The organism is Bradyrhizobium sp. WCU1, from assembly GCF_053474805.1.
Window position 1 is genome coordinate 7194476 of the sequence record NZ_CM130280.1, and the last position, 14047, is coordinate 7208522.

The 14047-nt window shown below is 61.2% G+C and carries 8 protein-coding genes and 1 pseudogene; 5 read left to right on the forward strand and 4 right to left on the reverse strand.

Annotated features, from left to right (window positions below):
• Positions 1–2531: 2531 nt before the first annotated feature.
• Positions 2532–2978 (reverse strand): annotated as a pseudogene (locus ACTUWL_RS33755) (DUF4347 domain-containing protein); the annotation flags it as partial.
• Between the two features lie 101 nt (positions 2979–3079).
• Positions 3080–3481: a hypothetical protein gene (locus tag ACTUWL_RS33760; protein WP_021081926.1), complete on the reverse strand. Its 402-nt coding sequence runs from the start codon at positions 3479–3481 to the stop codon at positions 3080–3082.
• Positions 3482–3971: 490 nt separating this feature from the next.
• Between ACTUWL_RS33760 and ACTUWL_RS33765 the strand changes: the two genes are divergently transcribed.
• The 3 genes from ACTUWL_RS33765 (at position 3972) to ACTUWL_RS33775 (ending at position 10849) form a co-directional block, all read left to right on the forward strand.
• Positions 3972–9653 carry a glycosyltransferase family 25 protein gene (locus ACTUWL_RS33765; RefSeq protein WP_299105960.1) on the forward strand — a complete coding sequence of 1894 codons (5682 nt, stop codon included), beginning with the start codon at positions 3972–3974 and terminating at the stop codon, positions 9651–9653.
• A gap of 72 nt (positions 9654–9725) precedes the next feature.
• Positions 9726–10283, forward strand: coding sequence for a hypothetical protein (locus tag ACTUWL_RS33770; protein ID WP_021081924.1), 558 nt, complete (start codon positions 9726–9728; stop codon positions 10281–10283).
• A 278-nt stretch (positions 10284–10561) separates the two neighbouring features.
• Positions 10562–10849: a DUF5658 family protein gene (locus ACTUWL_RS33775; protein ID WP_021081923.1), complete on the forward strand. Its 288-nt coding sequence runs from the start codon at positions 10562–10564 to the stop codon at positions 10847–10849.
• Positions 10850–10973: 124 nt separating this feature from the next.
• Here ACTUWL_RS33775 and ACTUWL_RS33780 read toward each other — a convergent pair whose 3' ends face one another.
• Positions 10974–11894 carry an alpha/beta fold hydrolase gene (locus ACTUWL_RS33780; protein ID WP_021081922.1) on the reverse strand — a complete coding sequence of 307 codons (921 nt, stop codon included), beginning with the start codon at positions 11892–11894 and terminating at the stop codon, positions 10974–10976.
• A gap of 134 nt (positions 11895–12028) precedes the next feature.
• Between ACTUWL_RS33780 and ACTUWL_RS33785 the strand changes: the two genes are divergently transcribed.
• On the forward strand, positions 12029–12499 hold the full coding sequence (locus ACTUWL_RS33785; protein WP_021081921.1) for a winged helix-turn-helix transcriptional regulator: 471 nt from the start codon (positions 12029–12031) through the stop codon (positions 12497–12499).
• 268 nt (positions 12500–12767) lie between these two features.
• Here the strand turns inward: ACTUWL_RS33785 and ACTUWL_RS33790 are convergent, their stop codons facing one another.
• The gene (locus ACTUWL_RS33790) at positions 12768–13586 is read right to left on the reverse strand and encodes an aminoglycoside phosphotransferase family protein (RefSeq protein ID WP_035653331.1); all 819 of its coding nucleotides are present in this window, start codon (positions 13584–13586) and stop codon (positions 12768–12770) included.
• A 196-nt stretch (positions 13587–13782) separates the two neighbouring features.
• On the opposite strand from ACTUWL_RS33790, the gene ACTUWL_RS33795 reads away from it, so the two are divergent.
• Complete coding sequence (locus ACTUWL_RS33795) at positions 13783–14040, forward strand: hypothetical protein (RefSeq protein WP_021081918.1); 258 nt, start codon at positions 13783–13785, stop codon at positions 14038–14040.
• Positions 14041–14047 lie beyond the last annotated feature (7 nt).

Genomic DNA, 14047 nt, shown 5'->3' on the forward strand with positions numbered 1-14047 from the left:
CCTGTGGCACCCGTTGCGCCGGTTGAGCCGGTAACACCAGTGGCACCCGTCGAGCCTGTGGCACCCGTTGCACCGGTTGCACCAGTGGCACCCGTCGAGCCTGTTGCACCGGTCGAACCGGTGGCACCAGTTGCGCCCGTCGAGCCTGTCGCACCGGTCGAGCCCGTTGCTCCAGTCGAGCCTGTGGCACCCGTTGCACCGGTCGAACCGGTGGCACCAGTTGCGCCCGTCGAGCCTGTGGCACCCGTTGCACCGGTTGAGCCGGTAGCACCAGTGGAGCCTGTGGCTCCTGTTGCACCCGTCGAGCCCGTTGCTCCAGTCGAGCCTGTGGCACCCGTTGCGCCCGTCGAGCCTGTCGCTCCTGTTGCACCGGTCGAGCCTGTTGCTCCAGTCGAGCCTGTGGCACCCGTTGCGCCGGTTGAGCCGGTAGCACCAGTGGCACCCGTCGAGCCTGTGGCTCCTGTCGCACCGGTCGCGCCCGTTGCACCGGTCGAGCCGGTAGCACCCGTTGCGCCCGTGGCGCCGGTAGCACCCGTTGCGCCGGTAGCACCAGTGGCACCCGTGGAGCCTGTGGCTCCTGTTGCACCCGTCGAGCCCGTTGCTCCAGTCGAGCCTGTGGCACCAGTTGCGCCCGTCGAACCGGTGGATCCAGTTGCACCGGTACGACCGGTTGCACCAGTGTTACCTCGCGGTCCCGTTGGCCCTGTCGGCCCTCTGGGTCCGGTCGCACCCGTCGCGCCGGTACGTCCAGTCGCCCCTGTCGATCCGGTTGCGCCGGTCGAGCCCGTTGCTCCCGTATTGCCGGTAGCTCCCGTTGCGCCGGTTCGTCCGGTTGCACCGGTCGAGCCCGTTGCACCGGCGGCGCCGGTCGCACCCGTGGCGCCGGTCGATCCTGTCCCGCCCGTTCCGCCCGTGGCGCCGGTCGCACCTGTGGCGCCGGTTGATCCCGTCCCGCCCGTTCCGCCCGTGGCGCCGGTCGCACCTGTGGCGCCGGTTGATCCCGTCCCGCCCGTTCCGCCCGTAGCGCCGGTCGCACCTGTGGCGCCGGTCGATCCCGTCCCGCCCGTTCCGCCCGTGGCGCCGGTCGCACCCGTGGCGCCGGTCGATCCCGTCCCGCCCGTTCCGCCCGTGGCGCCCGTCGCACCTGTGGCGCCGGTCGATCCCGTCCCGCCAGTTCCGCCGGTGGCGCCGGTCGCACCTGTGGCGCCGGTTGATCCCGTCCCGCCCGTGGCGCCCGTCGCACCTGTGGCGCCGGTCGATCCCGTCCCGCCCGTTCCGCCCGTGGCGCCGGTCGCACCTGTGGCGCCGGTTGATCCCGTCCCGCCAGTTCCGCCCGTGGCGCCGGTCGCACCCGTGGCGCCGGTCGATCCCGTCCCGCCCGTTCCGCCCGTGGCGCCGGTCGCACCCGTGGCGCCGGTCGATCCCGTCCCGCCCGTTCCGCCCGTGGCGCCGGTCGCACCCGTGGCGCCGGTCGATCCCGTCCCGCCCGTTCCGCCCGTGGCGCCGGTCGCACCTGTGGCGCCGGTCGATCCCGTCCCGCCCGTTCCGCCCGTGGCGCCGGTCGCACCCGTGGCGCCGGTCGATCCCGTCCCGCCCGTTCCGCCCGTGGCGCCGGTCGCACCCGTGGCGCCGGTCGATCCCGTCCCGCCCGTTCCGCCCGTGGCGCCGGTCGCACCCGTGGCGCCGGTCGATCCCGTCCCGCCCGTTCCGCCCGTGGCGCCGGTCGCACCCGTGGCGCCGGTCGATCCCGTCCCGCCCGTTCCGCCCGTGGCGCCGGTCGCACCCGTGGCGCCGGTCGATCCCGTCCCGCCCGTTCCGCCCGTGGCGCCGGTCGCACCCGTGGCGCCGGTCGATCCCGTCCCGCCCGTCCCGCCCGTGGCGCCAGTCGCACCTGTGGCGCCGGTTGATCCGGTCCCGCCCGTGGCGCCAGTCGCACCTGTGGCGCCGGTTGATCCGGTCCCGCCCGTGGCGCCCGTCGCACCCGTGGCGCCGGTCGATCCCGTCCCGCCCGTTCCGCCCGTGGCGCCAGTCGCACCTGTGGCGCCGGTTGATCCTGTCCCGCCCGTTCCGCCCGTAGCGCCGGTCGATCCCGTCGCGCCCGTCCTGCCCGTGGCGCCGGTCGCACCTGTAGCGCCAGTTGATCCTGTTGCGCCGGTGGCGCCAGTTGAACCGGTCGAACCCGTGGCGCCGGTGGGACCCACATTACTGTTGGGACCTGTCAGCGTGAAGGTCTCACCGCTACTCGTACCGTCAACCGTCAAACCGAAAAAATTGACGACGGTGTAATTGCCTGTGGAGCTGACGAGTACGTTGAGTTGGAACGCAACGTTGGTGATATTCGGGATCGTAAACGAGCCAACAACGGTGACCACGCCACCGATTGTCGTTTCGATATAGTAGGTGCCGCTCGACAGGTGACCACTGCCATTACCTACGGAGCCGCTGATCGTAACGTAGTCATCGACAACGGCCAAAAGTCCCGCATAGGTTGACTGCATCTCCGGCGCAAACGGCAAGTACTGCCCGTTGCAATTTGACCTTTCCAGGCGCCACGTCCCTCCGCGGCGCATGTCGCCGATCGGCCCACATGCCGCCGCAACGCCAGCGCCGAACTCATGCTCAAGCGCCCCAATGAAACTCGCGCCGAAAGAGCCTCGAGCGACATCGCAACTCCAGAGCCGTACATCTCCTTCTTGAGCAAGAGCGCTACCAATTCGGGCCAAGTCCTTGGCGTGAACTGGCAGGGTATCAACTGACCACTCGCCGGATGTGAAGCAAACACGCCCAGGCGCGCCATGCGCGACAATGTGAATCGCATCGAGGCCTTCGATCCCCACCAGCGCTTCCGCCATCTGCCTTGCAGCAGGCCTTGCACCGTCGAGCACAATAGCCCGAACCTCGGGCCGGAGATTCTCCAGCAGCGTGTTCAGGTCGGGAACGAGCGGATCGACGAACAGAAGCTCTGATTTGTGGGCCATGAAATTGGTCCTGTTTTGACTTACAACAATTCACGTCAGGCCGAGCGCGGGTTGCCGCCTCAGCCCAAATCAATGTGCAGACGCTCTGTAGTGCGTTCAGACTATTTGCTACTTGGTCCGCTTGGTGATGAGAGACTCAGAGAGCTTCGGACGGACAGAAACGGACAGACCGTAAACTCGCCGTTCGAATCAAAAGTGCCGATGTCGTAGGCACTCGCGTAGCGCCCGACCTTCATCCGCATCTCGACCGCGCTGAAGCGATCGGACGCGTCTGGTAAAATGACCTGGGAAACGATCGTCTTCGTGGCTCGATCGACGACGAAGTAGGTAATGTTCTGGGTGGTCGCGCCACGCGGCAACGATCCGGTTACCGTGATTTCGTTTGAGATGCCCGCGGAGAGAAGCCCCGCATATTTGGCAATGCCTTCTCCCGTTAAGGGAGGTGTGACGGAAACAGAGCTGCGGGAAGAGGCCGACTTATCGGCCGGACCTGACTTAACCATACGGCGCCACCCAACGCATTTCACGAGATCGAATCCCGGAGCACGTTTGTCCGGAGACCGACGCTCGAACCAACCACAATTTAGTGGTTCAACCTTGGGTGGTACCCGCTACACTCACTTCAGTCGCCAAAAACGCGCTGAAGATCACATTCCAAGATTGAACGTCATTCAAAAAGTTCCCGCCTGAATCGCAGACGGACCGCAAAATTAATTATCCCTTAAGATGTAAAGCAGACTGAGAAAGCGAGCGCAAGAAAATTCAAGATCGAAATCAAAATACATCAAATTATTTCGCTCCCCATTTCCATTAACCAGCGGGCTGACCTCGCATGTAGCGCACAACTCACTGAATTTGCTGCCCGAACAATTTCAGCTAAATTGTTTCGCGACGTTCGATGGAACAACGGGTTCGCTGACCTAGGGCGTCGAGCACAATATTTCCTGGTTTGAACTTTTTACAATTGCTTGCGGAAACCGAAAAAGTTTGGCGGTGGTGGAAAATAAGCGCCTTTGCCTGAACATGATCGTCAAGAACGAGGTGGCAAATCTCGAGCGCTGCCTGGCGGCGGTCGCTGACCACATCGCTTGCTGGGTCATCTGCGATACCGGTTCGTCTGACGGCACGCAGGACTTCATCAAGACGTTCTTTGCCCGGCGCAATCTTCCGGGAGAACTTCATACAATTCCGTTCCACGATTTCGGACAAGCTCGGAACGACGCGCTCGATCGTGCCTGCGCCTCAGAGCTTGAGTTCGATTACGTCCTGTTCAACGACGCCGATATGGAGCTCATCGTCGACAACGCCGAATTTCGTAAGTCCCTTTCCGGTCCAGGCTACCGCCTCTTGCAGCGCGCGTCGGGCGGATTGAGCTACTGGAACACCCGACTGGTTCGGCGTGACAGTGGTTCGAAGTACTTTGGAGTGACGCACGAATATATCGACGTCCCGGGAGACGTCGTTGAACTGCAGGGCGCCTGGTACATCGATCACGCCGATGGATCGAATCGTGGCGACAAATCAGAGCGGGATATCCGACTACTCAAAGCGGCGCTCGACCTTGAGCCCGACAACGCTCGGTACTGGTTTTATCTTGCGTGGTCCTACCGAGATGCCTGCCAATATGTCGAAGCCGCCGCAGCCTTTGCCAAGCGCGCGGACATGGAAGGCTGGGACGAAGAAGCGTGGATGGCACGGCTGCAGCACGCACGGTGCCTGCGAGACCTGGGCGACGAAGACGGCTTCGTCAGCAAGGCACTTGAAGCGTTCAAGCAAAGGCCGACACGCGCGGAACCCCTTTACGAACTGGCACGATACTATCGAGAACGCGGCAGGTATGAGACAAGCCTCCACTTTTCCGAGCTCGGCCTTTCGATATCGGCCCCCGAAAACGACATCCTTTTCATTGAAACCGACGTCTACCAGACCGGCCTTCGCGAGGAATTCTCGATCGCCGCAAATTATAGTCAGGACGCCGCCCGCTGGGACCGTGGCTACTCGATTTGCAACAGCCTGGCGCTCAACCGAGCAATTCCGGACGCCCCACGTGAGCTCGCGCGGACAAACTTATTCTTTTACCTGCAGCCGGCGGAGCGGCTATTTGGATCATTTTCTGCACGACAGGTGGATTGCGACGTCCCTCAAGGCTATCGGCCAACCAATCCCTCTGTCTCGCGTCATGGAAATGACCTCTATCTCGTGCAGCGGACAGTGAATTTTCGCCTGCTCAAAGACGGCACCTATGAGACAGATAACGGCGCTCCCATTCGAACGCGCAACTATCTGCTACGGTTGAACGCGGATCTTGAGGTGGAAACTGCGGCCGAACTTCTGCTGCCCGCCGACTTCCCAAAAACCCAATTCGAGGAAGTGCAAGGACTCGAGGATATTCGTTTGTTCAGTTGGAATGGCTCGCTATGGGGCAGCTCATGCGTCCGCGAGTTGAATGCTGAAGGCTGGTGCGAACAGTTGATCGCCCGGATTGAACAACGAAGCAATTCGGAAACCCGACTCGCTGAGTGGCTCGTGCTTCGTCCTGAGGGTCCACGACTCCATGAAAAGAACTGGATGCCGCAAGCCAAGGGCGCAAGTCTGCATTTCATCTACTCATGCGACCCGACCAGGATCGTAAACGACAGGGGTGAAACCGTCTCAGAGAGCGATGCCGGCTTCGCCGTCGAACAGTTCCGAGGCGGAACACAACTCATTGAGTTTGACGAAGGATGGCTCGCACTCGTTCATGAAGTTCAGTGGCAGAACGATCGAAGGTTCTATCAGCATCGCTTTGTATGGTTCGATAGCGAAAATAATCTGCGCCGGCTTAGTCGCCCGTTCTATTTCAAGGAAAAAGGGGTCGAGTTCGCGGCGGGGCTGGCTTGGCATCCAGACGGCCGTCGCCTGCTCGTATCTTACGGTGTCGCCGATAGCGAATCCTGGATCGCCTCGATTGAGGCGGCCGAAGTGAGTACTGCACTTGAAGGCAATTCGGCGCCGCCAACCGCGGTTTCAGCTGCTCCGTCTTCCCAGCGGTGCGAGAACGAGCGCAGCAATAAAGAGCCTGTGGTCAAGGAGTCCGGATTGTCGAAACCAAACGGAAAGTCGATCGGCCTGTGCATGATCGTCAAGAACGAGGCGGCGGTTATCGTTCGTTGCCTCGACAGCGTTCGACCGATGATCGACTATGTGTTGATCGAAGACACCGGCTCGACCGACGGCACGCAAGACATCATACGACAGTGGCTCGACAGCAATGGATTGACAGGCGAAGTCATCGACGAACCCTGGCGGGATTTCGCTTACAACCGATCGCATGCGCTCGCTTGCCTGCGCCGGAACCCGGACGTCGACTACGCCCTCATCATCGACGCCGATGACGCGCTCACCATCGAGCCGGGGTTTGACGTCGCCGCCTTCAAGTCTGGCATGACTGCCGACCTCTATGACGTGGCCATCAACCACAACGGCATCCGCCATCATCGGCCTCAGCTTTGCAGCAACAAGAAGGAGTTCTATTTTCGAGGTGTCTTGCACGAGTTCGTGGAAGCGCCGGCCGACGCTCGCGGTCGGGAGACCGCTTCCGGCTTTGCGATCCAGATTGGCGGCGGCGGTGCACGCAGCCAGGATCCCGAGAAATACCGCAAAGATGCAGCGCTGCTGGAGGGCGCCCTGCAGAACGAGACGGACGCGTTTCTCCGCTCTCGTTACACGTTCTACCTTGCTCAAAGCTATCGTGACTGCAACGAGCCCGAGAAAGCGCTGCCCCACTACTTGGCGCGCGCTGAAATGGGCTTTTGGCAGGAAGAGGTCTTTATTTCTCTCTATTCTGCGGCGCGGCTCAAGGAAGCGCTCGATCATCCTGAACACGAGGTCATCGCGGCTTATCAGCGGGCCGCCGATTCTCAGCTCGCGCGAGCTGAGGCGTTGCATGGTGCCAGCCGCTACTGCCGTTCAAAGGGTCGCAACAAGGAGGGAGCTGATATCGCGCGCCGCGGCATTGATTTGCCGATGCCTGTTGGAGCGCTGTTCGCCGAGGAATGGATCTATGAGTTCGGACTACTCGATGAATTCGCCGTCAACGCTTTTTGGGCTGGCGATTATCAAGGCTGCATGGACGCCTGCCTTCGCATCCTTCAGAATCCGTCAATCGATGAAGGCCTGAGAAGCCGCGTAGAAGACAATCTGCGTTTTGCGAAGGACCGGATATCCGAAAGGGTCGAACTACCGAATGCACTCAATGAACCCGACGGAAATCGTCCGCTTCCCAAAGTGCTGATAGCAATTCTTGCCAAAAGCAAAGCTGGCCACTTGCCGCTGTTTCTGGACTGCATCGAAGCGCTCGACTATCCGTCGGAGCGGATCGCGCTCCACGTCCGGACCAACAACAACCGGGATGATACCGCCGAAATTCTCCGGGACTGGCTTCAGCGTGTCGGATCGCGATATTCGCACGTAGAACTTGACGATAGCAATGTTTCGGAACGCGTTCAGGACTTTGCTGACCATGAGTGGAATGCCACTCGCTTCTCCGTGCTAGGTCGAATTCGCCAACACAGCATGAACCAGACTTTGGCTCTGGGATGCGACTATTATTTCGTGGTCGACGTCGACAACTACCTACGTCCCCTCACCTTGCGGCACCTTGTAGAACTCAATCTTCCGATCGTAGCGCCGCTGCTCAAGTGTGTCGACGCCGACCGGCCGCTGTACTCGAACTATCACCAGAAGATCGACGCGAACGGATATTTTCTTCCGAGCGACGAATACAACACTATTCTCAGCCGGTCGTCGCCGGGCCTCCACGAGGTGCCGGTGGTGCATTGCACATATCTGGTTCGCGCAGACGCCATACCGCAATTGACCTACGATGATGGATCGGGCCGGTATGAATATGTGGTATTCGCCGACAGCGCGCGACGCGCGGGAATCTCACAGATATTAGACACTCGCGAAGTCTACGGATGGCTGACCTTCGCGTCCGATGGGGAGGCAATCCGACCGCTGATCGCCGGAGAACTTGCCGCCAAGCCCGCACGGGAAGCACCGAGAAAGGACACCGTTCCAGCCAGCGATGGGAAAAGAGCGATACGATTGAAGGAGTATCCGGCAAATGCGTCCTTCTCTCACACACCTTCAGATGAGTACGTCCAAAGTCGGAATCATACTCTCGTCCGAAAGCCATATCTTCTGGAGACTGACGCTCTCGGCTTCATTCGTGGATCAAAGTCCCCGACTACAGCGGCCCAAACCGTGATCGTTCTCGGCGACAGCGTGGTCGAAGGTATGTACCTCGATCCCGATGACCGATTTTGCGCAAAGCTAGAGACCATTCTGCGTAGCGAGAATGCTGTAGATGTCATCGTGAGAAACGGGGGCTACAGCGGTGCGACCACTCTCCATATGCTGAACTTGTTTCTCAACAAGATCATACCGCTCAAGCCTGACGTCGTCATTCTGATGACAGGGATTGTGGATGTGGATGTTGCGAATCTCGAGTCGAGCTTTTGGAGCCGCGATTGTTGGCTCGAGCCGATCGTCGACCTTAATGCAAACAACTCGTGGCGCGACCAAAACCTGCTTTCCGCGCCGAACGTCGCGGATCGTCGTCGGCTACTCGATCTCTTTTCCCTAGCCGCGCGATCGTTTGGTATCGAGCTTTGGTTCGCGACTATTCCCCATCTGCGGGACGAAAGTATCGATCCCGGCATCGCCCGAACTCGCGTACTGATCAACGAGACCACTCGCGCGGCTGCTCGTTCTGGAGAACACGCCCTGTGCGATTTGGAAGCGCAATTGGCTGGCCGTACCGACATTTTTCAAGACGCATTTCACCTAAATCCGATCGGCGCCGAGGCTGCGGCTCGCTCGATCGTATCAAATGGCTTAGGTTCGTACCTGCTAGCAAAGGGGTCAAACGCGCCATTTCGAGCGGCGCAAAAGAATAAGCAATCAGCGAATGCTATTCATGTAATCAATTTGGACCGAAGCACGGCTCGCTGGGATAAGTTCAGATCTCGCAATGCCAAGCTCGGCAACTTTGAGCGAGTTTCAGCGATCGACGGCCGCAAGCTGGATCGCTTAGACCTCGAAAGACAAGGGCTCATTGCCCCTGAACTTGACTACAGCGCGGGAGCCTTGGGTTGCGCGCTGTCTCACATACAGCTTTGGCAAAAGGCCGCGTCTCAAGACCAGCCGTTGACGATCTTCGAGGACGACGCGCTTAGTCATCCTGTATTCGATGAGCACCGCCTGGCGGTGCTGGCCCAGCTTCCAACCGATTGGGATATAATATTGTGGGGGTTCATTTACGATCCACTTTTCCTCTGGATCGATCTTGGATTCTCCGCCTCGGAGATGCGGTTTTACGATCGAACCGAACCTTTTACCTGGAGCGATACTTCGGACGGCCGACCAATTTATCACCCCCACAGGCTCAGGCACGCCTACGGAACACAGGCATACTCAATTAGTCCACGCGGAGCGAGGCGCCTCTTGGGCAGCGTTCTGCCGCTCAAGAAGCAGTTCGTGCCGTTTCCAGGAACATCGATCGTCGATCAGGATCAGGGGATCGACGGCGCTATGAACTTGGCTTATCCCACATTGCAAAGCTACGTCTGCATCCCTCCCCTGGTGGTTCAGCGCGACGATGGTGTCAGCGACCGGCTGAGCACCAAATAGCGCGATTACTGTCAATGTGGCGCAATCGCGGAATGGCCTGGATAGAGCTAGCCCAATTTCGATCGAGAGAAAGTGGATGACTTGAGACTGCAAAACGTGCCCCTGTTGGAAGTTCAAGCTCGATGGGCTTACAGCGAGCTGACAGATTCTGCGGCCGCCCGGCACTATTCTCATCTGGAGCATCTCGTCACAAAGCGATCGAGCGGGACGGCATTCGAGCAGTTGTCCGAAGCCGAACAATATGAGCTCGCCTTTGGTACCGCTTGCGCTCGGCCCGTCCTGCTCGCATTTCTGACCGGAGTGCTCTCATTCGACGTTATCGAAATTGGCCGGACCAGATTGGGCTCGATGTTCGTGCCGCCAAATGTGTGGGATCCCGAAAGCGAGGGACGCTTTGTTTCGTTCGAGGAATACATGACAACGACAAGCGTCGATCCAGATGATCCTCGAAACGTGCTTCGCAAGGGAACGAGCTATGAATTTCCTGCGGATCCGATCACGTTTGGCCGCTCGTTCAGCTTTCTGATATTAATCGATGGCTTTCACCGCGCCGCCCGCTTTTGGAGATACGGTCCGCCGGACGGAAAGTTACTTGCTTACTTGCCGTCGGGTCTGATGATCGAGGACTGAATTTTGAATGGCAGAATCTCGATGCTCAGATGCTCGCCAGCAAAGACCAATCCGCGCCCACCCCAACTGTCGCTGACCGTAGTTCATACCGTGGCTTTTGGTGACCATGATTCAAAATGCCAAATCATTCCAGCCGAGTTGACAGGACACCCCTTCCGCCACGCTCACCGCCTCCGCAAGCTGGCCCGGTTGCAGTTCCCTGCCCCAACCAACAATTAACGAATCAGCTTGAATGGTAGGTGCAATGCCCGTTCGGCGTCCGGCACCGAGAGGTTGAGATGAATTGGGTCAAGGCACTGCTGTTGCTTTCCGTACTGGTTCTGGGATGCGCTGACCTCGCCACCACCAACAGGATTCTGGAGCTCGGATTCGGCGAGGCGAATCCGTTCATGCAGATGGCCCAGGCCTGGTTCGGCGTCTGGTGGCTGATCCCGAAACTTGGCTTGACCTATCTCGTCATCGCGCTGCTGTGGCGCAGTGAAAGCCTTGCCAAGATTGCCCTTGTCGTGGCGTTCTGCTCGACGCCTGTCATCAACAACCTCGTCATCCTCGCCGGCGCGAGCTGAACCGCTACGCGCCGATTTGGATGGGAATGCGGACGGCCTGCGCGTCGTCCGTGCAGGCGTAATCCAATCAATGTCCCGGATCTCTGCTGCGTGATCCCGACGGCCAGGTCTTGCCGGGCCGCCGTCAAGTCAGCGCAATGAACTCCACGATCAGGCCGGCAATGTCCTGCGGCGCATCCTCGAAGCAGTAATGCCCGACGCCGGCAAGGCGCCTGACCGGCGCCGCCGGGAAGATCGCGGAGAACAGCGGCAGGAAATGGTCTGCATGCAGCGTGCGGTCCGCTTCGCCCCAGATCGCCAGCGCCGGCCTGCTGCGGATCGCGCGATCGGCGGCAGGCGTCGGCGCCTCGAATTGGTGCGCCCCGGTCGCAAAGCCCTTCGCCCATCCGATCGCGCCGAGGCAGTCGGCCGGGCGCGCGAAAGGCGCCCCGTAGGCGGCGAGCCAGGCGTCGGTGATGACCGCGTTGTTCTCGAAGCCGTTGAGCTTCAGCGTGCTGAGAATATTGAAGCCGAGTTGGCCGAGCACCGGCTCGAGCTCGCCGTTCGTCTCGGCTGCTGCGATCCATTGAAACCAGGGCGAGACCTGCGCATTCGCGGTGACGCGCGCGAACAGATCACTTTGCCCGAACGGCGTCGGTCCGTTGGCCGAGATGACGCGGCGGATCCGATCCGGATGGCGTGCCGCGAACCCCATGCCGACCGGACCGCCGAAATCATGCATCACGAGGGTGATATTGGTGAGGTCGAGCGCAAGGACCAGGGCCTCGAGATTGTCGACATGATCCTGCAGCCAGTAGCTGCGCTGCGCCGGCGTTGCGCTCTTGCCAAAGCCCATGTGATCCGGGACGACCACGCGGTGCGTTGCGCGCAGGACCGACACCAGATGCCGGAACAGATAGCCCCAGGTTGGCTCGCCGTGGAGGCAAAGCACCACCTCGCCGTCCCGCGGGCCTTCGTCGACATAATGCATCGGAAAGCCCAGCGCCGCGCTGAAATGCGGCGTGAAGGGAAAGGTGCCGTCGAACGTTGCATCGGGTTGGATCATGGTGGGCCTCGGATAGTTTTAATTTGAAACCATCATGTATCGCTTGAGGTTTTACTTTGCAACCGATATATCGAGTTCTCGATCGGGCGGTCTTTTCGGGCCGCGCCGCGATGAAAGACGTCAGGCGGATCACGATGGCCAAGCGAGTGAGCCACAGGGACTCGATGTGCGGAGTGGCCCGGCCGCTCGATGCGATCGGCGACTGGTGGTCGCTGTTGATCGTCCGCGACGCGTTCGACGGGCTGCGCCGGTTTGGCGAATTTCAGAAGAGCCTCGGGCTTGCCAAGAACATCCTCTCCGCCCGGCTGCGCAATCTCTTGGCGCACGGCATCATGGAGACCGTGCCCGCGGCGGACGGAAGCGCGTATCAGGAATATGTGCTGACCGAGAAAGGTCGCGGGCTGTTCCCGCTCCTCGTCGCGCTCCGGCAGTGGGGCGAGGATTTCTTCTTCGAGCCCGACGAGGCGCATGTGCTCCTGGTCGATCGAAAGAACGGGTTGCCGGTGCGGCGACTAGAACTGCGCGCACAGGACGGACGCGTCGTCGGTGCAGAAGATACGATGGTGCGGTCGCCGCAGGCTTCGGCCGGGAAAGGCATCGCGTAAGGCGCGCGTGCGCGGCGCGGACACCGTCACCGGCAACCGGATCTTAACCCTCCTTGCCGCAGCATCGGCTGCGTGGAGGTTCGACCAATGCAGACATTCCGGATTTCGCTGAGCGATGGAACGCGGCAATTCCACACGGCGATTCAGGCGCCGGATCCCGCGTCCGCACGTATCAAGGCCGCCTACTTCTTCGATATCTCGAAGTGGCGGATCCTGAGCGTGTCGTTGAGCGGGGCCAGCGTCGCGGCGGCATAGTCGCTGCGCGCCTTCACGCCATCCGGTCGAGCTCCGCTACGGCAAGTCGTGCGATCGCAAGGTCGATCTCGGCGAGCGGATCGCCATCGCCCAGGAACCATGCTGCCGACAAGCCTGTCCAGGCGATGATCCATGACAGCAGGCGCCGGCGATCCAGCCGCGCCGTTTCCACGACGACGTCGAGACGCCGCGCAAAGCGGCCGGGTTCGGTTGCGACCGGCCGTGTCGGATCGGCAAGATCGGGGTTGGTGAAGATGTTGGCGAAGTCGAAGCCGCGCTCGCCGACCAGATGCTTGGGATCGATCGCGAGCCAGCCGCGCGCGCCGAAGTCGAGCACATTGTCATGGTGCAGGTCGCCATGCAGCACCACGATCTCGCGCGGATCGCCGAGCAGCGCCTCAGCGGTGTCGGCCGATCGGTTCAGGATGCCGCCGTGCGCTCTCGCCGCCGGCCACAACGCGCGAAACCAGTCTCTGAGTGGCGTCAAGTCCGGCCTCGGTTTTGCTCTCCGGGCATGCAGCCGCTCGGCTGTTGCGCAGAGAATTCGGCAGGCCTCATCGTCCCGGCCGGTTCGGGCGATGTCGCTCAGCGACGCTGCACCCATCGCCCGTTCGAGCAGCAGCGCCTTGCCGTCACGGGCCAGGACCCGCGCCGCGCCGTCGCCATCCCACCACGCCATGACGATGCCGCCGAGGCGCTCGTTCGGCTCGTGCGAAAGCTTGAGCATGGCCGGTTCGCCGTGCTGCCGCACCGGCAGCAACCGTGCGGCGTGCGTGACGATCACGTCGCCGTCGGAGACCAGGCTCCAGGCCGAGAGATAGGGTTCAAACATCCAGGCAGGCTGGGTGGTGAAGGGCGCGACCGTCGTTGTAATCACTGCCGCTGCGCGCTGCCATGCTGGTTCCCTGCGGCGCATCGTGGCAGGGGCGCGCCAACCGGTTCCGCGTTGCCCTGCCCATGTTGGCTGATGACAGCCCCTACCCCTCTCGCGCTACAATGTCGCAGCCGGTGCGACGGAGGGTGTGGCGATGCCGCGGAAGGGAATTACCGGACACGACGAGTGGGTGGTCACCGAGGCCCTGGCCACGGCGCTGGTTGCGCTGGAACAGTTGCCGTCGAAGCACCAGCCGCGTGCGCATATGGAGGATGTCCGGAAGATTCTGACTGCGCGGTGCGAGGCCGGCGCCGTCACGCTGCATCTGGCGCAGGCGAAGTGCCGGTTGTTTCCCGATACCAATCCGCTGACAATCTATGAGGAATACGGCCTCAAGGACGGCTTGGGGTAGCGGCGTC